This window comes from Nonomuraea sp. NPDC050328 (genome assembly GCF_044459405.1).
Lineage (GTDB): Bacteria > Actinomycetota > Actinomycetes > Streptosporangiales > Streptosporangiaceae > Nonomuraea.
The window spans coordinates 633,031-658,035 of the sequence record NZ_JBITIW010000001.1 but is presented as its reverse complement, the minus strand read 5'-3'; the positions used below and the strand labels follow the sequence as shown (position 1 = coordinate 658,035).

22 protein-coding genes are annotated in these 25,005 nt (G+C 72.0%); 14 read left to right on the top strand and 8 right to left on the bottom strand.

Annotated features, from left to right (window positions below):
• Positions 1–3 precede the first annotated feature (3 nt).
• Positions 4–1,086 (top strand): NDP-sugar synthase, encoded by a 1,083-nt coding sequence (locus tag ACIBG7_RS02945; RefSeq protein WP_357916717.1) that lies wholly within the window; start codon positions 4–6, stop codon positions 1,084–1,086.
• Positions 1,087–1,102: 16 nt separating this feature from the next.
• On the opposite strand, the gene ACIBG7_RS02940 is transcribed toward ACIBG7_RS02945, so the two are convergent.
• The 3 genes from ACIBG7_RS02940 to ACIBG7_RS02930 are packed head-to-tail and all read right to left on the bottom strand — an operon-like array spanning position 1,103 to position 4,913.
• A complete protein-coding gene (locus ACIBG7_RS02940; protein WP_357916720.1) occupies positions 1,103–2,182 on the bottom strand; it encodes an ABC transporter ATP-binding protein in 1,080 nt (359 codons plus the stop codon).
• Entirely contained in the window at positions 2,179–3,873 is a 1,695-nt protein-coding gene (locus ACIBG7_RS02935) for an ABC transporter permease (RefSeq protein WP_397334977.1), read from the bottom strand. The genes ACIBG7_RS02940 and ACIBG7_RS02935 overlap by 4 nt, the downstream gene beginning before the upstream one ends.
• Positions 3,870–4,913: an ABC transporter substrate-binding protein gene (locus ACIBG7_RS02930; protein WP_397334976.1), complete on the bottom strand. Its 1,044-nt coding sequence runs from the start codon at positions 4,911–4,913 to the stop codon at positions 3,870–3,872. The genes ACIBG7_RS02935 and ACIBG7_RS02930 overlap by 4 nt, the downstream gene beginning before the upstream one ends.
• A 128-nt stretch (positions 4,914–5,041) precedes the next feature.
• Here ACIBG7_RS02930 and ACIBG7_RS02925 point away from each other — a divergent pair, with 128 nt between their 5' ends.
• From ACIBG7_RS02925 to ACIBG7_RS02915, 3 genes are read left to right on the top strand one after another with little or no spacing between them, the layout of a single operon-like run.
• Positions 5,042–5,941, top strand: a complete 900-nt coding sequence (locus ACIBG7_RS02925; protein WP_397334975.1) for a DNA-3-methyladenine glycosylase family protein — start codon at positions 5,042–5,044, stop codon at positions 5,939–5,941.
• A 48-nt stretch (positions 5,942–5,989) separates the two neighbouring features.
• Complete coding sequence (locus tag ACIBG7_RS02920) at positions 5,990–8,551, top strand: bifunctional FO biosynthesis protein CofGH (RefSeq protein ID WP_397334974.1); 2,562 nt, start codon at positions 5,990–5,992, stop codon at positions 8,549–8,551.
• Between the two features lie 32 nt (positions 8,552–8,583).
• On the top strand, positions 8,584–10,332 hold the full coding sequence (locus ACIBG7_RS02915) for a substrate-binding and VWA domain-containing protein (protein WP_357916736.1): 1,749 nt from the start codon (positions 8,584–8,586) through the stop codon (positions 10,330–10,332).
• A gap of 30 nt (positions 10,333–10,362) precedes the next feature.
• Here ACIBG7_RS02915 and ACIBG7_RS02910 read toward each other — a convergent pair whose 3' ends face one another.
• Together ACIBG7_RS02910 and cofD are read right to left on the bottom strand one after the other, a co-directional pair.
• The gene (locus ACIBG7_RS02910) at positions 10,363–11,538 is read right to left on the bottom strand and encodes a coenzyme F420-0:L-glutamate ligase (protein ID WP_397334972.1); all 1,176 of its coding nucleotides are present in this window, start codon (positions 11,536–11,538) and stop codon (positions 10,363–10,365) included.
• Entirely contained in the window at positions 11,535–12,467 is a 933-nt protein-coding gene (cofD, locus tag ACIBG7_RS02905; protein WP_397334971.1) for a 2-phospho-L-lactate transferase, read from the bottom strand. Before cofD ends, ACIBG7_RS02910 begins: the two co-directional genes overlap by 4 nt.
• 181 nt (positions 12,468–12,648) lie before the next feature.
• Between cofD and ACIBG7_RS02900 the strand changes: the two genes are divergently transcribed.
• A complete protein-coding gene (locus ACIBG7_RS02900) occupies positions 12,649–14,592 on the top strand; it encodes a hypothetical protein (RefSeq protein ID WP_357916744.1) in 1,944 nt (647 codons plus the stop codon).
• Positions 14,593–14,902: 310 nt separating this feature from the next.
• On the top strand, positions 14,903–15,163 hold the full coding sequence (locus ACIBG7_RS02895) for a WhiB family transcriptional regulator (RefSeq protein ID WP_357916746.1): 261 nt from the start codon (positions 14,903–14,905) through the stop codon (positions 15,161–15,163).
• A 52-nt stretch (positions 15,164–15,215) separates the two neighbouring features.
• On the opposite strand, the gene ACIBG7_RS02890 is transcribed toward ACIBG7_RS02895, so the two are convergent.
• Positions 15,216–15,653: a metallopeptidase family protein gene (locus tag ACIBG7_RS02890; protein WP_357916749.1), complete on the bottom strand. Its 438-nt coding sequence runs from the start codon at positions 15,651–15,653 to the stop codon at positions 15,216–15,218.
• 125 nt (positions 15,654–15,778) lie between these two features.
• Here ACIBG7_RS02890 and ACIBG7_RS02885 point away from each other — a divergent pair, with 125 nt between their 5' ends.
• The 5 genes from ACIBG7_RS02885 (at position 15,779) to ACIBG7_RS02865 (ending at position 19,800) form a co-directional block, all read left to right on the top strand.
• A complete protein-coding gene (locus tag ACIBG7_RS02885; RefSeq protein ID WP_357916752.1) occupies positions 15,779–16,144 on the top strand; it encodes a DUF3499 domain-containing protein in 366 nt (121 codons plus the stop codon).
• An 86-nt stretch (positions 16,145–16,230) separates the two neighbouring features.
• Positions 16,231–17,580: a phosphomannomutase/phosphoglucomutase gene (locus tag ACIBG7_RS02880; protein ID WP_397334970.1), complete on the top strand. Its 1,350-nt coding sequence runs from the start codon at positions 16,231–16,233 to the stop codon at positions 17,578–17,580.
• Complete coding sequence (locus ACIBG7_RS02875; RefSeq protein WP_357916758.1) at positions 17,577–17,744, top strand: Trm112 family protein; 168 nt, start codon at positions 17,577–17,579, stop codon at positions 17,742–17,744. The genes ACIBG7_RS02880 and ACIBG7_RS02875 overlap by 4 nt, the downstream gene beginning before the upstream one ends.
• On the top strand, positions 17,741–18,829 hold the full coding sequence (locus ACIBG7_RS02870) for an SIS domain-containing protein (protein WP_357916761.1): 1,089 nt from the start codon (positions 17,741–17,743) through the stop codon (positions 18,827–18,829). Before ACIBG7_RS02875 ends, ACIBG7_RS02870 begins: the two co-directional genes overlap by 4 nt.
• Before the next feature lie 44 nt (positions 18,830–18,873).
• On the top strand, positions 18,874–19,800 hold the full coding sequence (locus tag ACIBG7_RS02865; protein WP_357916764.1) for a cation diffusion facilitator family transporter: 927 nt from the start codon (positions 18,874–18,876) through the stop codon (positions 19,798–19,800).
• A 55-nt stretch (positions 19,801–19,855) separates the two neighbouring features.
• Here the strand turns inward: ACIBG7_RS02865 and ACIBG7_RS02860 are convergent, their stop codons facing one another.
• Both ACIBG7_RS02860 and ACIBG7_RS02855 read right to left on the bottom strand, forming a co-directional pair.
• Positions 19,856–20,302 carry a GerMN domain-containing protein gene (locus ACIBG7_RS02860; RefSeq protein WP_357916767.1) on the bottom strand — a complete coding sequence of 149 codons (447 nt, stop codon included), beginning with the start codon at positions 20,300–20,302 and terminating at the stop codon, positions 19,856–19,858.
• Positions 20,299–20,658, bottom strand: coding sequence for a MerR family DNA-binding transcriptional regulator (locus ACIBG7_RS02855; RefSeq protein WP_357916770.1), 360 nt, complete (start codon positions 20,656–20,658; stop codon positions 20,299–20,301). The genes ACIBG7_RS02860 and ACIBG7_RS02855 overlap by 4 nt, the downstream gene beginning before the upstream one ends.
• Positions 20,659–20,764: 106 nt before the next feature.
• Between ACIBG7_RS02855 and ahcY the strand changes: the two genes are divergently transcribed.
• The 3 genes from ahcY to ACIBG7_RS02840 all read left to right on the top strand — a co-directional run bounded on the left by ahcY (position 20,765) and on the right by ACIBG7_RS02840 (position 25,001).
• A complete protein-coding gene (gene ahcY, locus ACIBG7_RS02850; protein WP_357916773.1) occupies positions 20,765–22,192 on the top strand; it encodes an adenosylhomocysteinase in 1,428 nt (475 codons plus the stop codon).
• Between the two features lie 133 nt (positions 22,193–22,325).
• Positions 22,326–23,549: an adenosylhomocysteinase gene (locus ACIBG7_RS02845; RefSeq protein WP_357916776.1), complete on the top strand. Its 1,224-nt coding sequence runs from the start codon at positions 22,326–22,328 to the stop codon at positions 23,547–23,549.
• Positions 23,550–23,633: 84 nt separating this feature from the next.
• Complete coding sequence (locus tag ACIBG7_RS02840; protein ID WP_357916779.1) at positions 23,634–25,001, top strand: hypothetical protein; 1,368 nt, start codon at positions 23,634–23,636, stop codon at positions 24,999–25,001.
• The last annotated feature ends 4 nt before the right edge of the window (positions 25,002–25,005 follow it).

Genomic DNA, 25,005 nt, shown 5'->3' with positions numbered 1-25,005 from the left:
TGGGTGGAGAGTTCATTGCCGGATCTTGAGGCGATCCTACTGGTCGGTGGCCAGGGCACGAGGTTGCGCCCGCTGACCCTCGGCACCCCCAAGCCGCTGTTGCCCACGGCCGGCGTGCCCTTCCTCGCGCACCAGCTCGCCCGCGCCCGCTCCTTCGGGGTGCGCCGGATCGTCTTCGCGACGTCCTACAAGGCCTCCATGTTCGAGCCCGCCTTCGGCGACGGCTCCGACTTCGGCCTGGAGCTCGTCTACATGACCGAGGAGACGCCGCTGGGCACCGGCGGGGCCATCCGCAACGCCGCCCAGGCGCTCGCCGCCGGCCCGGACGCGCCGGTGCTCGTGCTCAACGGCGACATCCTGTCCGGTCACGACATCGGCGCCCAGATCCGGGAGCACGTCGCCCGGCGGGCGGCCGTGACGCTGCACCTGACCGAGGTGGAGGACCCCAGCCGGTTCGGCTGCGTGCCCACCGACGACTCGGGGCGGGTCACCGCCTTCCTGGAGAAGACCCCCAACCCGGTGACCAACCGGATCAACGCCGGCTGCTACGTCTTCACCCGCTCGGTGATCGACACGATCCCGGAGGGCGAGGTCGTCTCGGTCGAGCGGGAGACCTTCCCCGGCCTCATCGAGGCGGGCGAACTGGTCCTGGGCTACGCCGACCGCACCTACTGGCTCGACGTCGGCACGCCGGCCGCCTTCGTGCAGGGCTCGCGCGACCTCGTGCTGGGCCGGCTGGCCTCGGCGGTGCCGGCCGGTGACTTCCTGGCGCTCGACGGGGCGGTCATCTCGCCGGAGGCCAAGGTCGGCGGGGGCACCACCGTGGGCAAGGGATCCGTGGTCGCGCCGGGCGCCTCGGTGACCGGCAGCGTGCTCTTCGACGGCAGCACGATCGGGCGCGACGCGGTCGTGGTCGACTCGGTGGTCGGCGTGGGGGCCGAGATCGGCGCGGGCGCGGTGGTCCGCGACGCGGTGATCGGCGACCGGGCGGTGGTCGGGCCGGGCAACGAGCTGCAGGCCGGGGCCCGGGTCTGGCCCGAGATCGAGCTCGGCGAGTGCGCGATCCGGCACTCCAGCGACGTCTGATCCCCTCTGCAGGCACTCACTCCTTCTGCAGGAGATACGCGCGTGCCGGGTCGGCGGTGACGGTGACGTTCGTGCCCTCGGCCAGCACGTGCCGCGGGTCGGGGCCCGGCACGGTCACGGCCAGCGTGCCTGCGCCGGTCTCCACCTCGTAGTCCACGCTGGGCCCGTGGAAGGTGGTGCGCAACACCGCCCCCGTGCCGTCCTCGGCCGCCGGGGCCAGCGCCAGCGTCTCGGGCCGCATCATGAGGTAGGCCGGGGCGCCCGCCCGCACGGCGGGGTGGGCCTCGACGGCCATCGTCCGGCCGAGCGCGGTCACCACCGCCTTCCCCTCGCCGGCCCGTTCCGGCACGACCTCCACGAAGTTGGCCCGGCCGATGAAGTCGGCGACGAAGACGCTGGCCGGCCGGAAGTAGATGTCGGAGGGGGCGGCCACCTGTTCGATCCGGCCCCGGTTCATGACCACCACGCGGTCGGCCATGGTCATCGCCTCCTCCTGGTCGTGCGTGACGTAGAGGCTGGTGATGCCGAGCAGGCGCTGGATACGCCGGATCTCCGCGCGCATCGCCTCGCGCAGCTTGGCGTCCAGGTTGGACAGCGGCTCGTCGAAGAGCAGCACCTTGGGCTGCACGACCAGGGCGCGGGCGAGCGCCACCCGCTGCTGCTGGCCGCCGGACAGCTCGTGCGGGCTGCGCCGGTCGAGGCCGACCAGGTTCATGCCGGTGAGCGCGACGGCGACGGCCGACTCGATCTCGTCCCGGGGGCGGCGCTGGACGTGCAGGCCGTACGCGATGTTCTCGGCGACGGTGAGGTGCGGGAAGAGGGCGTAGTTCTGGAAGACCATGGCCATGGAGCGGCGTTGCGGCGGCAGCGCGTCGATGGCCCTGCCGTCGAGCAGGACCGAGCCGCTGGTGGCCGACTCCAGCCCGGCGACGATGCGCAGAGTGGTCGTCTTGCCGCAGCCGGAGGGGCCGAGCAGGGTGATGAACTCGCCCGGCGCGACGTCGAGGCAGACCGAATCGACGGCCAGGACCGGGCCGGCGCCGCGCACGCGGAAGCTCTTGGTGAGGTGCTGGAGCGTGAGGTGCCCGTCGGTCATGGTTGCCTTTCTGCGACGCGGTGAAGGGTGGGAGCCCGGCCCACCAGCAGGCGGATGACCCCGAACCCGGCCAGCACGAGCGCGGTCAGCACGGTGCAGTAGGCGAAGGCGACCCCGAACCGGCCGGTGCCGGCGGCCGACAGGATCTGCGAGGTGATGATCTGCGTCCCCGGCGTGACCAGGAAGACGATGGTGGACACGGAGGTCATGCACCGGGCGAAGCTGTAGCTGATCCCGGTGAGCAGGGCCGGGCGGATCAGCGGCAGGGTGACCGTCCGGAAGGTACGGCCCGGCCCCGCGCCCAGCCCGTGGGCGGCCTCCTCCAGGCTCGGATGGAGCTGGGCGAGCGCGCCGGAGGCAGTGCGCAGCCCGGCCGGCACCGACCGCACCACGTAGGCCAGCACGATGGCGAGCGCGCCCCCGGCGATCGCGCTGCCGCCGACCAGGCCCGGGACCACGAGCACGCCGCCGAGGTACAGGTCGCCCCGGTAGGCCAGCAGGAAGCCGATGCCCAGCACGGTCCCCGGCACGGCCACGCCGAGGGTGCCGGCGAAGTCCAGCCAGCCGCCCGCGCGCGGCAGGTGCCGCACGACGAGCCAGGCGATCACCAGCCCGGCCACCCCGGCGACCGGCGCGGCCAGCGCGGCCAGCAGCGTGGTGTCGCCCAGCGCCTCGCGGCCCACGCCCAGCACGACCTCGCGCAGATGGCCGAGGGTGAGGCTGTTGTCCACGCCGAAGACCCGGGTGAGCCCGCCGGCGACGACGGTGCCGTAGACGGCCGCGATGACCAGGGCGATGAGCACGGCCAGCCCGTAGATCGGCCAGCGCACCCAGTGGGTGATCAGGTGCACGCTCCCGGTCGGCTTGCCGGTGATGGTGGCCCGGACCCTGCGCCCCAGCCAGTAACGCTGGGCGACGAAGACGGCGACCGACGGCACCAGCAGGATCAGGCTGTAGACGGCGGCGCCGGTCAGGTCGTACTCGCCGGTCACCGCCAGGTAGGCGCGGCTGGCCAGCACGGTGTGGTCGCCGCCGAGCACCAGCGGGTTGGCCAGGTCGGCGATGGCCTCCACGAACAGCAGCAGGAAGGGCGCGGCCAGCCCGGGCGCCAGCAGCGGCACCAGAACCGTGCGGAAGATGCGCCACCGCGAGGCGCCCAGCGTCATCGCCGCCTCCTCCATCGCCGGGTCCAGCCCCCGCAACATCGCCAGCAGCCCGAGGTAGGCGACCGGGAACAGGGACAGCGACAACACGAAGACCAGCCCGTCGAGGCCGTAGATGTCCCACTCCAGCCCGAACAGGCCGTGGCTGATCAGCCCGCGCCGCCCGAAGAGCACCACGGTCGCGGTGGCCACCGCGAAGGGCGGGCTGACCACCGGGACCAGCGCCAGCACGTGCAGGACGCGCTTGCCCGGCACGTCCAGCCGGGCCTGCACGAAGGCGAACAGGAAGCCGATCGCGGTCCCGGCCAGCCCGACCAGCAGGCCGAGCTCCAGGGTGTGCCACAGGATGCGCAGGTCCACGGCCGAGGTGAAGAAGCGGGCGTAGCGGGGCCACGCCTCGGGGGAGAGGGCGGAGGCCAGCACGGAGCCGATGGGCACCACGCTGCCGGCCAGGACGAGCGCGGCGCAGGCCCCGATCGCGAGCCGTACCGAGCCGGGCCGGCGCATCGCGCCCCGCCGGGCCCTCACCTGGGCGCCTGGGCGACGGTGGCGTCGAACTCGCGGGTCAGCGCCGGCTTGGCGGTGCCCGCGCCGGCGATGTCGTAGTCGACGAGCCGGACCGTCTTCAGGTCCACGGTGTGGCCGGAGATCTTCGCCCGCGGGTTGGTCGGCACCTGGTAGGACCTGACCGACGGGCCGATCTCCTGGGCGGCGGGGGTGAGCGCCCAGTCGACGTAGGCCCGCGCGCTGACCGGGTTGTGAGCGCCCTTGACCAGGGCGACGCCGCCGACCTCGTAGCCGGTGCCCTCGACGGGGAAGGTGGACTCCAGGTGCGGGAAGCCCTGCTCGCGGGTGGCCACGCAGTCGTGGGAGAAGACCACCCCGACGCCGACCTCGCCGCGCGCCACCTGCTGTGCCGGGGCCGCGCCCGACTTGCTGTACTGCAGGACGTTGGGGTGCAGTTTCCGCATGTAGCGCAGCGCCGCCCGGGTGTCGCCGCCGTTGAGCACGACCTGCGTCCACAGGGCGGTGAAGGCCGTCCCCGAGGTCAGCGGGTGGGCGATGCCGATGTTCCGCGACAGGGCCGGGTCGAGCAGCGCCTGCCATGACGTGGGGCTGGCCACGCCCTTCTCGGCCAGCACCTCGGTGTTGGCGCAGAAGCCGAGCACCCCCACGTACACCCCGGTCCAGGCGCCGGACGGGTCCTTGTAGCGGGCCGGGATGGACGCGGCTCCCGGCGAGACGTACGGCTCCAGCAGCCCCTGCCCGGCCGCCGCCGCGTACCCGTCGGCCGGGCCGCCGTGCCAGACGTCGAACTCCGGGTCGGCCCGGCCCGCCTGGATGCGGGTCAGCGCGTCGCCGCTGGACAAGCGGACGAACTCCGCCTTCACCCCGGTGGCCGCGGTGAAGGCCGCCGTGTGCGCCGCGCACCACTCCTCGGTCGCGCCGCACGCCACCGTGACCTCGCCCGTGTCGGCGGCAGCCGTACCGGCCGGGGCCTGGCGCGTGCACGCGGCGGCGGCCAGGGCGAGCGCGCCCGCCAGCAGCAGCCTGCCTGGTGTGTGCATGGTCAACCTCCTTGACGGGGAGCCAACGCCCCGACCGTAGGCCGGGCAAGGGGCCGGTGCGGTGACGGCCGGGTGAGGCTTGGTGACGGGCTCGTCACCCACCACCGGAGTGCGGCTACCGTGACAGAGTGGAGGAACGTGCCTGGGTCCCGGAAGGCCCGCTCGACGTGGGCCAGGTGCTGGGGCCGCATCAGCACGGCGGCGGCGACCCGACGTGGCGCCGGACGCCGGACGGCACGATCTGGCGCGCCTGCCGCACCCCCGACGGCCCCGGCACGTTGCGCATCGGCGTGCGCGAGGGCGCGGTGCTGGGCCAGGCGTGGGGGCCGGGCGCGCGGTGGCTGCTGGAGACGATGCCCGCGCTGCTGGCCGCCGGCGACGACGTGTCCGGGTTCGTGGCGCACCACCGCGTGCTGGGCGAGGCCGCCCGGCGCCATCCGGGCCGGATCCGCATCGGTCGCAGCGGCCGGGTGATGGAGGCCCTCGTCCCGGCGATCCTGGAGCAGAAGGTGGTCGGCCAGGAGGCATGGCGCGCCTGGCGCTGGCTGCTCCACCGGTACGGCACGCCCGCCCCCGGCCCCGCCCCCGAGGGCCTGCGGGTGGTCCCCGAACCCGAGGTCTGGCGGCAGATCCCGGCCTGGGACTGGCACCGCGCCGGCGCCGAGGCGGTGCGCGCCCGCACCATCGCCACCGCCGCCTGGCACGCCGACAAGCTGGAGACCGCCGCCACCAGCGCCGAGGCCGACCGGCTGCTGCGCGCTCTGCCCGGCATCGGCGTCTGGACCTCGGCCGAGGTGCGCCAGCGCGCCTTCGGCGACCCCGACGCGGTGAGCGTGGGCGACTTCCACCTGGCCAAGATCGTGGGCTACGCGCTGACCGGGGAGAAGACCGACGACGAGGGGATGCTGCGGCTGCTGGAGCCGTACGCGGGGCACCGGCACCGGGCGACGATGCTCGTCGGCCTGACCGGGCTGCGCCCGCCGGCGCGCGGGCCGAGGCTGGCGGCGCGCGACTATCGTTCCTTCTGACGGACCTGGGTGCGCTCGCCGAACCTAGAGGGACGTAAGGTGCCGCGTATGACTGTGGTCAGCGATTCCGCCCTCCGCCGAGCCCTCGCCCGCGCCCGCGACGGGAAGGCCCTCGACCTCACCGAGGCCACCGTGTTGCTGCACGCGCGCGGCGAACACCTCGACGCCCTGCTGGAGCACGCCGGACGGGTCCGGGACGCGGGGCTGGGCGCCGCCGGACGCCCCGGCGTCATCACCTACAGCCGCAAGGTGTTCATCCCGCTCACCCGGCTGTGCCGCGACCGCTGCGGGTACTGCACCTTCGCCACCGCGCCGCACAAGCTGGACAGCCCCTTCCTCAGCCCGGACGAGGTGCTGGAGATCGCCCGCGCCGGAGCGGCGATGGGCTGCAAGGAGGCGCTGTTCACGCTGGGCGACCGGCCCGAGGAGCGCTGGAAGCCGGCCCGCGAGTGGCTCGACGCGCACGGCTACGACGACACGCTCTCCTACGTGCGCGCGATGGCGATCCGGGTGCTGGAGGAGACCGGCCTGCTGCCGCACCTCAACCCCGGCGTCATGTCCTGGCGCGACCTGCAGCGGCTCAAGCCGGTCTCGCCGTCCATGGGCATGATGCTGGAGACCACGTCGGAGCGGCTGTTCACGGAGAAGGGCGCGGCGCACTACGGCTCGCCGGACAAGGACCCGGCGGTACGGCTGCGCGTGCTGGAGGACGCCGGGCGGATCAACGTGCCGTTCACCACGGGCATCCTCATCGGCATCGGCGAGACGATCGAGGACCGCGCCGAGTCGATCTTCGCGATCCGGAAGGTGGCCCGCGAGTACGGCGGCATCCAGGAAGTGATCGTGCAGAACTTCCGCGCCAAGCCGGACACCGCGATGCGCGGCATGCCCGACGCCGACCTGCACGAGCTCGCCGCGACCATCGCGGTCACCCGGCTAGTGCTCGGCCCGCGGGTGCGGGTGCAGGCGCCCCCGAACCTGGTCGACGCCGAGTACGGGCTGATGATCCGCGCCGGCATCGACGACTGGGGCGGCGTCTCGCCGCTCACCCCCGACCACGTCAACCCCGAGCGGCCCTGGCCGAACATCGACGATCTCGCCGAGCGGACCGCGGCCTCGGGCTTCACGCTGAAGGAACGGCTGACGATCTACCCCGAGTACGTGCTGGCCGGGGAGCCGTGGCTCGACCCGCGGGTCTCCGCGCACGTCGCCGCCCTGGCCGACCCGGACACCGGCCTGGCCCGCGAGGGCGCGATGCCGGCCGGGCTGCCCTGGCAGGAACCCGACGGCGGGTTCGTCGCGGCCGGCCGTACCGACCTGCACGTGGCGGTCGACACCGAGGGCCGCACCGGCGACCGGCGCGACGACTTCGACTCCGTCTACGGCGACTGGGACGCGCTCAAGGAACGCCTGGACCCGGGCGCGTCCGCGGGCGGCGGCCCCGAGCGGTCGCTGATCAGGCAGGCGCTGCGCAGGGCCGAGGCCGACCCCGCCGGGCTGTCGGACGAGGAGGCCGTCGCGTTGCTCAGCGCGGACGGCGAGGAACTGGAGGCCCTGGCCGCGCTCGCCGACGAGCTGCGCAGGCAGGCCGCGGGCGACGACATCACCTACGTGGTCAACCGGAACATCAACTTCACCAACGTCTGCTACACCGGCTGCCGCTTCTGCGCCTTCGCCCAGCGCCGCACCGACGCCGACGCCTACACCCTCAGCCTCGACCAGGTCGCGCAGCGCGCCCAGGAGGCCTGGGACGCCGGGGCCACCGAGGTGTGCATGCAGGGCGGCATCCACCCGGACCTGCCCGGCACGGCCTACTTCGACATCGCCCGCGCGGTGAAGGTCCGCACGCCGCGCATGCACGTCCACGCCTTCTCCCCGATGGAGGTCATCAACGGCGCCAGCCGGACGAACCTGTCCATCGAGGACTGGCTGCACGCCGCCCGCGAGGCCGGCGTCGACTCGCTGCCGGGCACCGCGGCCGAGATCCTCGACGACGACGTGCGCTGGGTGCTGACCAAGGGCAAGCTGCCCACCCGCGAGTGGATCGACGTGATCACCACCGCGCACAAGGTCGGCCTGCCGACCACCTCGACGATGATGTACGGCCACGTCGACACGCACCTGCACTGGGTCAAGCACATCAAGCTGATCCGCCGCCTCCAGGAGGAGACCGGCGGCTTCTCCGAGTTCGTGCTGCTGCCGTTCGTGCACCACAGCGCGCCGATCTACCTGGCCGGCGTCGCCCGCCCCGGCCCCACCGCCCGGGAGAACCGCGCGGTGCACGCGCTGGCCCGCATCCTGCTGCACGGCGCGATCTCCAACATCCAGTGCTCGTGGGTCAAGCTCAAGGACGACGGCTGCCTCGACGTGCTGCGCGGCGGCGTCAACGACCTGGGCGGCACCCTGATGGAGGAGACCATCAGCCGGATGGCCGGCTCGGAGAACGGCTCCTACAAGACCATCAGCGAGCTGCGCGCGATGGCCGCCGTCTCCGGCCGTCCCGTCCGCCAGCGGACCACCGAGTACGGCGAGCCGGACGCCGAGCGCCTGGCCGCCTCGGCAGCCAGCGACGGGGTATGCAAGTCGGTTCTCCGGGTGGTGCCGCTGTAACAAGTTCTCCTATGCTCCGTTGACCGCCGGTCATGCGCTCGGTGGACCGGCGGGCGGCAGGAGGTACGGGTTTCGTGCGGCAGGGTCAGCACCGGTCTTTGCTGATGACCCGGCGGCGCAGGGCGCTGTGGCGGGGTCTCGCGGCGGCGCTCGGCGCCCTCGCGCTGATCGCCGTGGGCGTCGTGGCGATCCGCGCCGGCGGCGGTGGCGGATGCGCCGCGCGAGAGCCGGTTCTGGTCAGCGTGGCCGCGGCGGGCGACATCGCTCCCGCGGCCATGGAGGCGGCCGGGCGCTTCAACGAGACCAAGGCCGCCGTGGACGGCTGGTGCGTGCTGGTCCAGGTCAGCGAGCAGGCCCCGGCGACCGTGCTGCGCACCCTGCTCGGCGAGCGGGCCGGGGTGCTGAGCGAGCGGCCCGACGCCTGGATCTCCGACTCCTCGGCGTGGGTACGGCTGGCGCGCGAGAACGGCCGGCTGACCGGGCCCGAGACCGTGGTGGCGACCTCGCCCCTGGTGTTCGCCACCCGCTCCTCGCTCGCCCAGCGCTTCGCGGTCAGCCGTACCGAGATGAACTGGCAGCTCGTCTTCCCGGCCGCCGCGCGCGGACGGCTGCGGCCGACCGACAACGAGCCGGACATCGTGCGCGTGCCCGACCCGTCGCTGGCCGGAGCGGGGATCGCCACCGTGGCCGCCGCCCGCGACGTGGTCGGCTCGGGACCGGACGCGGACAAGGCGCTGACCGCCTTCGTGCGCTGGGCCCAGGCCGGCTCGGCGCCCGACTACCGCACGCTGCTGGCCGCCGCCGAGGATCGCTCCTTCTGGCAGCGGCCGGTGGTGATCGTGCCCGAGCAGTCGGTGCTCGCGCACACCGCGCTCGGCGCCGACCCGATCGTCGCCCTGCACCCGCGCGAGGGCACGATCAACCTGGACTACCCCTACCAGGTCACCGCGACCGATCCCCGGCTGGCCGAGGGCGCGGCGCTGTTCGGGCGGTGGCTGCGCGGCGCGGGCGGGCAGGAGGTCATCCGCCGGGCCGGCTTCCGCGCCGCCGACGGCAGCGGCGCGGGCGGCGCACCCGGCGCGCCCACGCCCCGGCTGCGGCCCACCGTCTCGCCCGGCGACATCGACGAGGCGCTCCAGGCGTGGAGCCGGCTCGCGCCGCCGACCAACATCCTGGTGCTGGCCGAGACCTCCAAGCACATGGCCGAGCCGCTGGCCGGCCGGACCCGCCTGGAGGTGGCCATGGACGCCGCCCGGCTCGGGCTGCAGCTCTTCCCGGACTCGACGCGGATGGGGTTGTGGGAGTTCGCCGAGACCCACCGCAAGCGGGTCTCCCTCGGGCCGGTGGCCGAACCGGAGGCCGGCGAGCTGGTCCGCCGGGGGCGGCTCACCACGCTCACCGGCGAGCTGCGCGCCCACCCCAAGCAGGGCAGCGCGCTGCACCAGGCCATCGACGCGGGCTTTCGCGAGATGACCTCGCGGTACGCCGAGACGATGAACAACACGCTCCTGGTGATCACGTCGGGCCGGGACGACGGCGGGCTGTCCAGGGCCGCGCTGCTGGAGCGGCTGCGCCGGGAGTGGGACCCCGAGCGGCCCGTGCAGATCGTGATCATCGCCTTCGGGAGCGGGGCGGACCGGGTTGGGCTGGGCGAGATCGCGGCGGCCACCAACGGCTCCCTGCACGTGGCCAAGGAGCCGGGGGAGATCATCGACGTCTTCCTGGCCGCCCTGGCCCGCCGCCTCTGCCACCCCGTCTGCGGAGCCACCCAGCCCCGCTGAGGGGGATCAGCGGACCGTCCGCTGACGGGGTCAGCGGACCTCGATGAAGCCGGCGGGGTCCGGCGGGAGTCGCTCGGGCTGCGGGGTGGCCGGGTAGCCGTAGGCCACCACCCCGGCCGGGGTCCACCCGCGCGGCAGGTCGAGGGCGACCTCCTCCGGGAACACCCAGGCGGCGGCCACTCCCTCCACGGCGAGCTGGACCAGCAGGTTCTCCACGCTCGCGCCCAGCGCCAGCAGGTTCGGCCGGTCGGGCTCGGCGCCCGCCAGGCACGGCACCAGCAGCCCGGGCGCGCTCGCGGGCACCTCCGGGGCCGCCGCGCGCAACCGCTCGCCGGCCTCGGCCGACTCGACCAGCACGAAGCGCCACGGCACGCCGTTCCCGGGGTTCCCAGCGGTCTCGGCGGTCGTCCCCTCGTTCCCGGCCTTGACAGCGGGGGCGGTGAGGGCGGCGGAGACGGCCTGCCGGACGATCCCTGGGCTGACCGGCCGGTCGGCGAAGGCCGTGGCGGTGCGCCGGGCGTGCACGACGTCGCGCGAGCCGTACCGGAAGAGGTCCTCGTCGGCGGGCCGGACCAGCGGCCGGACGCCGGGCCCGTCCTCGGCGGTGACCAGGTGCGCCAGCCCGCGCACCAGCGCGACCGGCACCCCGGTGAGCTTGCCCTTGACCAGCTCGGCCGCGGCGGCGATCTCGTCGGCCAGCGCGGTGACGGTCGCCACCAGCGGGTTGCCGTGCGTGTCCACCCCGCCACGGAAGTCCTCAAGGACCTGCACGCCGGCCGCTCCGATGGCGACGTCGGTGAGCCCGTGCCGCCACGGCCGCCCGAAGGTGTCGGTGATGACCACCCCGGCGGCCTTGCCCAGCGACTTGCGGATCCGCCGGGCCGACTCGTCCGCGTCCTCCGGCAGCAGCAGCACGGTGCCGGGCTCGGTGTTCGAGGCGTCCACGCCGGCCGCGGCCATGACGAAGCCGTGGCGCGTCTGCGCGATGACGGTGTCGCCGCGCCGGGCGACCACGCGCTCGGTCTCCTCGGCGATGGCCGCCGCCCGGTCGGGGGCGTGCCGGATCCGGCCCTCGGCCTTGCTGACGATCTTCGAGGTGATCACCACGATGTCCCCGTCGCGCACGTCCGCCCCGGCCAGCAGGGCCGCGAGGTCGTCACCGGGGCGGACCTCGCCCAGCCCGGTGACCGGCACGATCGTGATCACAGCGCCGCGGCCAGGTCGAGCGTGGCCTGGGCGAGCGCGCGGGTGGCGTCGGGGTCGGACATCAGCAGCGGCCGGGCCTCGACCCGCACCCCGTCGAGCGCCACGCCGGCGTCCTGCTCGGCGACCAGCCAGCCGTCGATCAGCGGCCTGCCGTACAGCTCCAGCACGGCCTGCGCGCTGGTCTCGACGCCGATCGCGCTCAGGCAGGCGTCGGCCATGCCGCGCACCGGCGCCCCGCCGATGATGGGGGAGACGCCGACGACCTTCTTCGCCTCGACCGCGGCCCGGATGCCGGGCACCTGGAGGATGGTGCCGATGCTCACCACCGGGTTGGACGGCGGCAGGATCACGACGTCGGCCTCGGCGACGGCCTCCAGGACGCCGGGCGCGGGCTTGGCGGAGTCGGCCCCGACCAGGCCGATCGACTCGGCGGGCACCGAGGCGCGCAGCCGTACCCACCACTCCTGGAAGTGCACGGCCCGGCGGCCCCGCTCGTCGGTGAGCACGACGTGGGTCTCGCAGCGATCGTCGCTCATCGGGATCAGCCGCACGCCGGGCTGCCAGCGGGCGCAGAGCGCCTCGGTGATCTGCGAGAGCGGGTAACCGGCCTCCAGCATCTGCGAACGCACGATGTGGGTGGCGAAGTCGCGGTCGCCGAGCCCGAACCACTGCGGCTCGACGCCGTACGCGGCCAGTTCCTCCTTGACGACGTGCGTCTCCTTCTCGCGGCCCCAGCCCTGCTCCTCGTTGATGCCGCCGCCGAGGGTGTACATGACGGTGTCGAGGTCGGGGCAGACCCGCAGGCCGAACAGGGTGATGTCGTCGCCGGTGTTACCGATCACGGTGATCTCGGCGTCGGGCGCGGCGGCCTTGAGACCGCGCAGGAAACGGGCGCCGCCGATGCCGCCGGCGAGGGAGACGATACGCATGCCGACCAGTCTGTCACCCCTGTCCGGGAGGTAAGGCTTCAGCTCCCGGAGCCCGGAAATCGGGGCAGTTTTAGCGATTTGTGACAGTTGTGGTTGTTGGGTCTACCGCCTACGAGGGGACTTATGTGGCACACTCCCATCGGACCAAAGGGTCTGTATGGGGGTAGATGTGAGCGAGTCCGTGAACAGAGAGACCGTCAACCGGCTGCGAGAACCCGCGGCCTGGCTGGTCGTGGCCTGGACGGCCGTCAACATCCTCGCCGCGCTGGTCCAGACGCTGTTCGGCAGCGGCGGCGGGCTGGTCGGACGCGGGTCCGCCCACCTCACCGGGCTGTCCGGACCGGTCGCCACCGCCCTGGTCTTCGGCGCGATCCTCCTGGTCGCGGCGGCTCAGGTGCGGTCCAAGCTCCTGCTGACCGTCCTCGCCTGCGAGCTCGCCGTCGCGGCGGGGCTCAGCGCGCTCGGACTGATCTTCCGGGTCATCTCCTGGGACTCGAGCGGGGTGATCTGGGCGTTTCTCTCCGGGGGGATCGAGATCGCGCTCATCCTGCTCGCGCTGATGTACGTGCGGCCGATGGTCCTCGGTGAGGGGTCCGCCGTCAAGGGGGGCACCGGTTTCGGGGCCTCTTACTCGCCGCCGTCCGGGTTCGCCGAGCAGGGCTTCGGGCAGCAGCCCCCCGCCTACGCCCAGTCGACGTACGGCCGGCAGCCCGACTCCTTGTACGGCCAGGCCGGCTACAACCAGCAGCCTGACTCCGTGTACGGCCAGCCCGGGCAGGCCCAGCAGCCCGACTCCCAGTACGGCCAGCCTGGGCCCAGCCAGCAGCCCGACCAGGCCGCCCAGCCCCAGCACGCCCACGCTCAGCCCGGCCAGCCCCAGCCCCAGCACGCTCAGGGCCAGCCCCAGCACGCTCAGGGCCAGCCCGGTCACCCCCAGGGCCAGCCCCAGCAGGCCGCCCAGCTCCAGCCCGCCCCCCAGGCGCTGCCCCAGGCCCAGCCGGTGCCCCAGCCGGTCTCGCAGGCGATCGGCCAGCCCGCCCCCCAGCAGCCGGCCCAGCCCCACGCCCAGCAGCCCCTCGCCCAGCAGCCTGTCTCCCCGCAGCAGCCCTCGTCGGTCCCCCCGATCCAGCCCCTGCACCAGGCCTACCAGCCCCCGACGCCCCAGCCCCTGCCCCCCGCGCAGCCGGAGCAGGTCGAGCCGTCCCGCCCGGCCCTGCCCCCGGCCGAGCCGCTCCAGCAGCCGGCCGCCTACCCGAGCCAGAGCTACCAGTCCGCCGATTCCGGCTACCACTCCCTGGATTCGGGCTTCCCGTCGCAGGATTCCGGCTACCCCTCCGCCGACTCGGCCTACCCCTCGTCCGACTCGGGTTATCAGCCGTCCGAAACCCTCCCCGAGACGGGCTACACCCCGGCCCCCTACGTCCCGGCGGACGCCCAGCCCGGCGGCGGCGGCACCTACCCCTCCCTGGACCGCCCGTCCTACGCCCCCTCCCACGCCCAGCAGCCCTCCGGCTACCAGACCGTGGACAGCAACCCCAACGTGTACGCCTCGGCCAACCCCGCCCCCTATGGCCCCGCCGAGACCCAGCCGGAGCTGAACTACCCGCAGCTCTCGGACCCGCAGCCGTACTACAACCAGGCCCCCGCGTTCGACCCGCAGAACCAGCAGCACCAGCCGAGCCCGCAGAACCAGCAGGGCGGCACCCCGTTCACCGGCTACTCGGGCCAGGAGTACGCCCAGCAGCCCGCCTTCCAGGTCCCCGAACCCCCGGTGGACCCGCGCTCGCAGCAGCTCATGGACGCCTACCAGCAGGCCAGCTCCTACCAGCAGAACTCCGGCGCGCACCAGCCGATGAACATCCCCGACTACGGGCACGCCCCCGCGGCCACGCCGTACGACGACCCGTTCGGCCACCCGCAGACCCCGCTCCAGCCCGCCGCGCAGGGCTACCCCCAGCAGCAGCAACAGCCGCAGCACCAGCAGCAGTGGAGCGAGCAGCCGGTCGACTCGACGGTCAGGCTCGACCCGTCGATGTACCGCGGTGACGCGCTCGGCGTCCCGGCCGGTCAGGGCGACGACCCGATCGATCCCACCGCCATCTACACCCCCGACCCGCGCAGGTAAGAGTCGGGCAAAGAGCAGCTAGAGAGAAGGTGAGCCGCGGGCGGTAGTCAATACCGCCCTGGTACGGTTCCGACGCTTACCGCGTTGACTATGTCAGGCCAATGCCATGGATTCCGACATGGGCCGCATGTCAACCGCACATCGCGAGCACACCGGGGCGAGCTGGTCTTTCCCCGGATACCGGCATGCCGCTTGACGATCCCTGCTGGACACGCGTGTAATTACAGCCATGTTGTTACGCCCCCTCCTGGGGTAAGAGGGGGGCGTGAATGGGGGGCTCCATTGCGGGCAGGCGGCAGGGAGGTGTGCAGTGGCCGAACTGGTCATCGCACCTGAGGAATTGGACGGCGAGGAACTCGGGTGGCAGGAGCGGGCTTTGTGCGCGCAGACTGACCCCGAGGCCTTCTTCCCGGAGAAGGGTGGTTCCACCCGAGAGGCGAAGAAGGTCTGCCGGGCCTGCGAGGTCCGGGCCGAGTGTCTGGAGTACGCGCTCGAGCACGACGAGCGCTTCGGCATCTGGGGCGGGTTGTCGGAGCGGGAAAGGCGCAGGTTGAAGCGCCAGGCCGGATGAAAAAGGGGGACCACTACGGTGGTCCCCTTGTTCGTGCGGTACGTGGTGTCCGTCAGCGCCTGTCGTCCCAGCCGGGATCGACCGTCTCGGGTGGCAGGCCCAGCAGGGTGGCGACCTGCTCCACGACCACGTCGTGGATCAGGGCGCCCAGCATGTCGCGATCGCGGGCGCGGGCCTCCAGAGGCCGCCGGTAGAGCACCACGGAGGCCGGCTCGCGCCCGCGCGCCGCGTCGGCTCGCCCGAAGGGCACCGACTCCGGGCGTGTCGGCCCGTCGCCCAGTTCGGCGAGGGGCGGCACCTCCTCCACGGCGAACTCGACGGAGGCCAGTTGCTTGCCCCACTGGGGGCGCAGCCGCTCGACCGCGTCGAGCACCAGATCGTCGAAGCGTTCGCTGCGTGAGCGGGCCATCGGCACCCAGGCGGGGGCGAGGGGGCCGCGAAGGCCCCGCCCGTGCCGGTCGCGGCGGCGGGGACCGCGCCGCTCGGTCAAGGCAAGAGTCCTGTCACGGAACCAGTCTACGAAAAGGCTGTGATAGGTGTCCGAATTGTGGCGACACGCTCGGTAAGAGCGCTCAGGTAGTGGCGCACGGGTCTCTTACCGGATACGGTCCCTCCGTGAGCCCCGTCCGCCGCTGTTCCCGCACTGCTTGCAGTCAGCCTGCCGTCTTCACGCTCACGTACGTGTACGCCGATTCGACCGCTGTGCTCGGCCCCCTGGCGACGTACGCGGAGCCACACTGCTATGACCTGTGCGCCGAACACGCCGAGCGGCTCACCGCCCCTCGCGGGTGGGAGGTCGTCCGGCTGCCGACCGATGGCGCGGCGCCGAGTTCCGACGACCTCGAAGCGCTGGCCAACGCCGTCCGTGAGGCCGCACGTCCGGCCCCAGGCGGGGTCGAGCCGGTCGGCCAGGGGGTGGAGGTCGGCCGCCGCGGGCACCTGCGTGTCCTCAGGTCCGCGCAGCAACACCGGGACCGCTAGGCTGCATAGCTGGGGTAGGCATCGTCCGGCTGCGCCGGAATCGCCCCATCGGGCCGTAGACGACTATCCAGGGGCGGAGCTGACGAGTGGGCGACCTCGCCGGGACCTTCAAGGCGTACGACGTTCGCGGCGTGGTGCCGGAGCAGTTCGACGAGCAGGACGCGGCGGCCGTCGGAGCCGCCTTCGTCGAGGTCACCGGGGCGCAGTCGCTGGTCGTGGCGCGTGACATGCGGGTCTCCTCGCCGGCGCTCTCGCGGGCCTTCATCCGCGGCGCGCTCTCCCGTGGCGCCGACGTGATCGACGCCGGGCTCGGCTCGACCGACCTGCTCTACTACGCCAGCGGCAGCCTCGGCCTGCCCGGCGTGATGTTCACCGCGAGCCACAACCCGGCCCGCTACAACGGCATGAAGATGTGCCACGCCGGCGCGGTGCCGGTCGGCACGGACACCGGGCTCACCGAGATCCGCGACCGCGCCGCCGCGATCCGCGACCGTGGCGCCGACCTCGGCCCGGCGACCGGCTCCGTCGTGGAGAAGGACCTGCTGCACGGCTACGCCGCGCACCTCAAGACGCTGGTCGACCTGTCCGGCAGCCGGCCGCTCAAGGTCGTCGTCGACGCGGGCAACGCCATGGGCGGCCACACCGTGCCCGCCGTGTTCGCCGGGCTCCCGCTGGAGCTCGTGCCGCTCTACTTCGAGCTCGACGGCACCTTCCCCAACCACGAGGCCAACCCGCTGGAGCCGGACAACCTGCGCGACCTGCAGCAGGCCGTCCGCGACCACGGCGCCGACCTCGGGCTCGCCTTCGACGGCGACGCCGACCGCTGCTGGGTGGTGGACGAGCGGGGCGAGTCGGTCTCGCCGAGCGCCATCACCGCGCTGGTCGCCACCCGCGAGCTGGCCAAGCACCCGGGCAGCGTGATCATCCACAACCTGATCACCTCGCTGGCCGTACCGGAGATCGTGGCCGAGCACGGCGGCGTGCCCGAGCGCACCCGGGTCGGGCACTCCTTCATCAAGGCCGAGATGGCCCGCACCGGCGCGGTCTTCGGCGGCGAGCACTCCGCCCACTACTACTTCCGCGACTTCTGGTACGCCGACTCCGGCATGCTGGCCGCGCTGCACGTGCTGGCCGCCCTCGGTGAGCAGGACGGTCCCCTGTCCGAGCTGGTCGCGGCCTACTCGCGCTACCACGCCTCCGGGGAGATCAACAGCACCGTGGCGGACGCGCGGGCCGCCATGGAGTCCGTACGGCAGGCGTTCGCCGGCCGCGGCGAGGTCGACGAGCTCGACGGCCTGACCGTGACCGGAGCCGGCTGGTGGTTCAACCTGCGCCCGTCCAACACCGAGCCGCTGCTGCGGCTCAACGCCGAGGCGGGCGACGAGGCCACCATGACGGCGATTCGTGACGAGGTACTTCGGAGGATCCAACTGTGAAGATCGACGACTGGCTGCTGGAGATCCTGGCCTGCCCGGCGTGCAAGGCGCCGCTGCGGGCCGAGACCGAGCGCGACGAGCTGGCCTGCACCTCGTGCGGGCTGATCTACCCGGTGCGCGACGACATCCCCGTGCTGCTGGTGGACGAGGCGCGCAAGCCGTGACCTGGCAGGATCACCTGCTGGACGACCAGGCGCACCTCGTCGAGACGGATCCCGGGGGCATGCTCCCGGCGGTGGCCGCCTCCGCGGCGCACGTGCGCACCGCCCACCGCATCGCGCTGGAGAGCGGGGTGGCCCGGCTCACCGGGCGCCCGCGCGCCATCGTGGTGGTCGGGATGGGCGCGCCGGGCCTGGTCGGCGACATTCTCACGACGATCTGCGGTCCGGGCGCGCCCGTGCCGATCGTCACCGTCAGCTCCTACCGGCTGCCCGGCTGGGTCGGCGCGGCCGACCTGGTCCTGGCCATCTCCGGCTCCGGTTTCGGCCGGGAGACCGTCGCGGTCGCCACCGAGGCGGTGCGGCGCGGCTGCCACCTGCTGGCGGTCGGCCGGGCCGGCTCGCCGCTGGAGGCGATCGCCAAGCAGGCCTCCGCGCCGTTCGTGGCGGTGCCGACGCACGGTCCCTCGCGCAGCAACCTGTGGCTGCTGGCCGTCCCGGCGCTGGTGGCGCTGTCCGGTCTCGGGCTGATCCGGGCCGACGACGAGGTCTACGAGCAGATGGCGGTCCGGCTGGAGGACGTGGCGCACCGCTGCCGTCCGGCCAGCGAGTCGTTCGTCAACCCGGGCAAGACCCTGGCCATGGAACTGGCCGGCAGCGTGCCGCTGATCTGGGGTTCGTCGGCCGTCGCGGCGGTCGCCGCGCACCGCATGGCCACGCAGCTCGGCAAGAACGCCAAGTACCCGGCGCTGCACGGCCAGCTCTTCGACCAGGTGGCCACCTTCGACGGTCCGCTGGCCCAGCGCGACATCTTCGCCGACGAGGCGGGTTTGAGCGTGCGTCTGGTGGTATTGAGAGACGTCGAGGAGGAGCCCGAACTGGCCCGCCGCCGGGTGCTTTCGATCCAGCTCGCCCAGGATCGCGGGGTGCCGGTGTCGGAGGTGGTCGCGGAAGGGGAGCATCCGCTCCACCGGCTGGCCACCTTGATCGAGCTGGTCGACTATGCCAGCGTCTACCTGGCGCTCGGCTATGGTCTCGATCCGACCCCGGTGTCGGCCGTCGCGGAGCTCAAGTCCAGAATTTCACAATAGGATCCCCTGGACCTGATTCAGACCGAGTGAGTGGGAGACAACCGGTGAGCGCGAGCGGCGGTACCAAAGCCATCATCGCGGCCCTGGCGGCCAACCTGGCCATCGCCGTGGCCAAGTTCGTGGCCGCGGTGGTGACGAATTCCTCCTCGATGCTCGCGGAGGGCATCCACTCGGTGGCCGACTCCGGCAACCAGGTGCTGCTGCTGGTCGGCGGTAAGCGCGCCAAGCGCGCCGGCACCGCGGAGCACCCGTTCGGTTACGGGCGGGAGCGCTACTTCTACTCCTTCATCGTGGCGGTCGTGCTCTTCACCATCGGCGCGGCGTTCTCCCTCTACGAGGGCATCTCCAAGCTGATGCACCCGCACAAGATCGACTCCGCCCAGTGGGCGATCGGCGTGCTGGTCTTCGCGATCATCGCGGAGTCCTTCTCCTTCCGCACCGCGATCAAAGAGTCGAACGCGGTCCGCGGGAAGCAGTCGTGGGTCGCCTTCGTGCGGCGGTCGAAGTCGCCCGAGCTTCCGGTGATCCTGCTGGAGGACCTCGGCGCGCTGTTCGGCCTGATCTTCGCCCTCTTCGGCGTGAGCATGACGGTGATCACCGGCAATCCGATCTGGGACGCCATCGGCACCCTGATGATCGGTGTGCTGCTCGCGATCATCGCGGTCATCCTCGCGGTGGAGACGAAGTCGCTGCTCATCGGCGAGGGCGCCGACGCCGGCACCGAGACCCAGATCCGCCAGGCGCTGGAGGGCGCGCCCGAGGTCAACCGCATCATCCACATGAAGACGCTGCACCTCGGCCCGGAGGAGCTGCTCGTCGCCGCCAAGATCGCCGTCGAGCACGACGACACGGCGGCCGACGTGGCCCGCGGCATCGACGAGGCCGAGCAGCGCATCCGCGCGGCGGTCCCGATTGCGCGGGTCATCTACCTGGAGCCCGACCTCGACCGGAGCAGCCGTCCGGTCTCCTGATCAGGCGAGGGGCGGGGCGGTGGGTCTTCCTGCCGCCCCGTTGCCATGCCGGGGGTCAGCAGCGGGGCAGGCCGCTCTCCGAGAAGGCGCAGGTGCCGTCGGGGTTGGCCAGGACGACCTTCTTGATCGAGGGGAACTGCTTCAGCGTGCGTTCCAGGGAGTACTTGATCGCGTAGTCGGCCAGGTGGCCGGGGCCGTAGGGCGTACGGCAGAAGCGGACGCGGGCCGTACCGGACTTGACGGTGAGCTTGAAGTCGGGGCCGCCGCAGTCGGAGAGGCCGGCCAGCTTCAGGTGGCTGAACAAGCCCTTCTTCCGCTCGGCCTTGGTCGGGCCGGCGATGAACTGCTCCACCGCGAACCGGGCGACTCCCGAGGTGGGAGCGTTCCTGACCACGGCCGCCACCTTGGGCGGATAGTCGACCTCGACGGGAAAGTACACCTTCACCGGGTGGCCGGGGCCCTGCGGCAGCGCCAGGGTCATGGCCAGGATGAGTTCCTTCATGTCCGGTTGGACGCCTGATCCCTTTGCGGCGTTTGCAACCATCGCAGGGCTTTTTCCTTTTCGAAGTCCAGGGCCCGGCGCGGCGCCTGCAGCCTTCCGATGCTCAACCCCAGCTCCCGTACGGCCTGCGCCACCGCCGGGTCGCTGAGCACCCGCAGCCCGAAGGCCAGCTCGGCGGGCGAGATGTCGAACCGTTTCTCCAGCTCCATGCCCTGCGCCACCGCGGCCAGCTCCTCGTCGCCGAACCGGCGGTGCGCGCCCTGCCCGCGCACGGGCGGCAAGAGCCCCAGCGCCTCGCGATAGCGGAGCATCCGGGGGGACATCCCCAGGCGTCGAGCGGCTTCGGTGATACGCATACGAGTAATTCTGACATTCTTGTGGCAGATTCCGCCCCTCCAGGATGCGATACCCCGCCGAGCCCGCCTAGACTCGACGGCGACGACTTTCCTAGAGGGGAATCAGATGGACTTCAAGGTCGCGGACCTGTCGCTGGCCGACTTCGGCCGCAAGGAGATCAGGCTGGCCGAGCACGAGATGCCCGGCCTCATGGCGGTGCGCAAGGAGTACGCCGACTCCCAGCCCCTCCGCGGCGCGAAGATCATGGGCTCGCTGCACATGACCATCCAGACCGCCGTGCTGATCGAGACGCTGGTCGCCCTCGGCGCCGAGGTGCGCTGGGTCTCCTGCAACATCTTCTCCACCCAGGACCACGCCGCCGCCGCGGTCGCCGTCGGCCCCAACGGCACGGTCGACGACCCGCAGGGCGTGCCGGTCTTCGCCTGGAAGGGCGAGACGCTGGAGGAGTACTGGTGGTGCACCGAGCAGGCGCTCACCTGGCCGGGCGGCGAGGGCCCGAACATGATCCTCGACGACGGCGGCGACGCCACGCTCCTGGTCCACAAGGGCGTCGAGTACGAGAAGGCCGGCGCCGTGCCGTCCGCCTCCGAGGAGGACCCGGAGGAGTGGCACGTCATCATCGACCTGCTCAAGCGCACCGTCGGTCCCGACAAGAAGTGGACCAAGATCGCTGAGCAGATCAAGGGCGTGACCGAGGAGACCACCACCGGTGTCCACCGCCTGTACGAGATGTTCAAGGCCGGCACCCTGCTCTTCCCGGCGATCAACGTCAACGACTCGGTGACCAAGTCGAAGTTCGACAACAAGTACGGCTGCCGCCACTCGGTCATCGACGGCCTCAACCGCGCCACCGACGTGCTGATCGGCGGCAAGGTCGCCGTCATCTGCGGCTACGGCGACGTCGGCAAGGGCTGCGCGGACGCGCTGCGCGGCCAGGGCGCCCGCGTCATCGTCACCGAGATCGACCCGATCTGCGCGCTCCAGGCGGCGATGGACGGCTTCCAGGTCACCACCCTGGAGGAGGTCGTCGGCTACGCGGACATCTTCGTGACCACGACCGGCAACTTCAACATCATCACGGCCGAGCACATGGCCCGGATGAAGCACAACGCGATCGTCTCCAACATCGGCCACTTCGACAACGAGATCGACATGGCCGGTCTGGCGCGCGTGCCGGGCATCAAGAAGTCCGAGGTCAAGCCGCAGGTCCACACCTGGGAGTTCCCCGACGGCCACCAGATCATCGTGCTGGCCGAAGGCCGCCTGATGAACCTCGGCTGCGCCACCGGCCACCCGAGCTTTGTGATGTCGAACTCCTTCACCAACCAGGTGATCGCGCAGATCGAGCTGTTCACGAAGACCGAGGAGTACCCGATCGGCGTCTACGTGCTGCCCAAGCACCTCGACGAGAAGGTCGCCCGGCTCCACCTCGACGCGCTCGGCGTCAAGCTCACCGAGCTGACCAAGGAGCAGGCCGACTACATCGGCGTGCCGGTCGAGGGCCCGTACAAGTCCGACCACTACCGCTACTGATCCGTCGGGCGCTTGAGGGGCGGGTCGTCGCGGCGGCCCGCCCCGCACGCCCGCTGACCGTCTCCCTGGACAGGGCCCGGCCACGTACGGCGGCCGGGCCCTCCCGTGCTTGCCGTACGAGATGGTGAGAAGGATGCTCGGCGAATCGAAGATCAGTTGGGCGGGCCGGTCGATGCCGGTGCTGACGGCGATCGGCACGCGGTTCGCCGGGGAGCGGCCCCTGGAGGGGCTGCGGATCGCGGCGTGCCTGCACGTCACGGCCGAGACGGCGGTGCTGATGGGCGCGCTGCGGGCGGGCGGCGCGGAGATCGCGCTGGCGGCCTCCAACCCGCTCTCGACGCAGGACGACGTGGCCGAGGCGCTACGCGAGTACGGCATAGCGGTCCACGCCAAGGCCGGGGTGGACCGGGCGGCCTACTACCGGCACATCCACGAGGCCCTGGACATCGGCCCCGACCTGGTGCTGGACGACGGCTGCGACCTGGTGAACATCCTGCACACCGAGCGCACCGACCTGCTGGATCGGGTGTCGGGCGGGTGCGAGGAGACCACGACGGGGATCATCCGGCTACGCCAGATGGCGGCCGAGGGGGCGCTGCGCTTCCCGATGGTGGCGGTGAACGACACCCGCACGAAGCGCATGTTCGACAACCGGTACGGCACGGGCCAGTCGACCTTCGACGGCATCATGCGCGCCACGAACACGATGCTCGCCGGGCGCGTGGTGGTGGTGGCCGGCTTCGGCTACTGCGGCCGGGGGGTGGCCGAGCGGGCCAAGGGCCTGGGGGCGCGGGTCGTGGTGACGGAGATCGACCCGGTGAAGGCCCTCGACGCGATGCTGCAGGGCTACGACGTGCTGCCGATGGAACGCGCGGCCCGGGCGGGCGAGGTGTTCATCACCGTGACCGGCAACCGCGACGTGATCCGCGAGGAACACCTGGCGGTGATGAAGGACGGCGCGATCCTGGCCAACGCCGGGCACTTCGACGTGGAGATCGATGTCCGGGCGCTGGACGAGCTGGCGGTGGAGATCAACCGCGGCGTGCGCCCGAACACCGACGAGTACGTGCTGGCCGACGGCCGCCGGCTTCTGCTGCTGGCCGAGGGCCGGCTGGTGAACCTGACCGCGGCGGAGGGCCATCCGGCGGCGGTGATGGACATGTCCTTCTCGGCCCAGGCACTGGCCGTGGCGTGGCTGGCCACGGAGCGGACCCGGCTCGCGCCAGGCGTCTACGACGTGCCGGAGGAGCTCGACGCGGAGGTGGCGCGGCTCAAGCTGGCGGCGGCGGGGCGGGAGATCGACCGGCTCACCACCGAGCAGGAGGACTACCTGCATTCCTGGAGAGTTGGTTCGTAACAGAAGAAGACTCTTGGTTGAGGCTTTACTTAGCTTCATAATCCTCCTCATTCCGCTAGAAAACGGAATGATCTGGAGGCACTCATGTCCCTGCGTGGCTTATCCGCCCGCATCCTCCTGGCGGCCGGCGTGGTGATGGCGTTCGTCGCCACCCCGGCCGGCGCGGCTCCCGACGACATCGTCAAGTCCGACAACATCTCCCTCCAAGCGCACCTCGACCTCCCGGCCGGCGCCGCGATCAACAGCGACATCGCCTTCCAGGGCGACTACGCCTACGTGGGCAACTTCACCGGCTTCGCGATCTACGACATCAAGCACCCGAAGAAGCCCAAGCTGGTGAGCTCGGTCCGCTGCCCCGGCGGGCAGATGGACGTCACGATCCTCGGCGACATCCTGGTGACCTCGGTCGACGACTCGCTGAGCAACGACTCCTGCAACGCCGTGCCGCAGAGCGCGCGCAACAAGGACTCGTGGGAGGGCCTGCGGATCTTCGACGTCAGCGACAAGGCCAACCCGAAGTACATCAAGTCGGTCGAGACGCAGTGCGGGTCGCACACCCACACGATGGTCCCCGACAAGGTGGGCGAGGCGTTCTACGTCTACGTCTCCTCCTACTTCCCGTCGGCCAGCTTCCCCGACTGCCAGCCGCCGCACGACAAGATCTCCGTCGTGAAGGTGCCGATCGCGAACCCGACCGCCGCCGCGGTGGTGGGCACGCCGTCGATCTTCCCCTACGGCACCTACCCGGGCGCCAACAGCACCAGCGGCTGCCACGACATCACCGCCTACGCCGAGCTCGACCTGGCCGCCGGCGCGTGCATGGGGGACGGGGTGCTCCTGGACATCTCCGACCGCGCCCAGCCGAAGGTGATCGAACAGGTCACCGACGCGAACTTCGCCTTCTGGCACTCCGCCACCTTCAACAACGCCGGGACCAAGGTCGTCTTCACCGACGAGCTGGGCGGCGGCACCTCGGCCCGCTGCACCGCGGCCGAAGGCCCGAACCGCGGGGCGGACGCGATCTTCGACATCGTGGACCGGAAGCTCGTGTTCAAGAGCTACTACAAGATCTCCCGGCTGCAGACGACGACCGAGAACTGCGTGGCCCACAACGGCTCGCTGATCCCGGTCAAGGGTCGGGACATCATGATCCAGGCGTGGTACCAGGGCGGGCTGTCGGTGTGGGACTTCACCGACTCGGCCAACCCGCAGGAGATCGCCTTCTTCGACCGGGCGCCGCTCGACGACACCCGCCTCATCCTGGGCGGCTACTGGTCGGCGTACTACTACAACGGCTACATCTACGGCAGTGAGATCGCGCGCGGCTTCGACGTCTTCAAGGTCAACGACCCGCGGGTCAACCAGGCCAACAGCGTCAAGCTCGACATCCTGAACGTCCAGACCCAGGGCTCGTACCGCGAGCCCGGCAACGGCGTCCCGGGCGGTCACTAGCCCG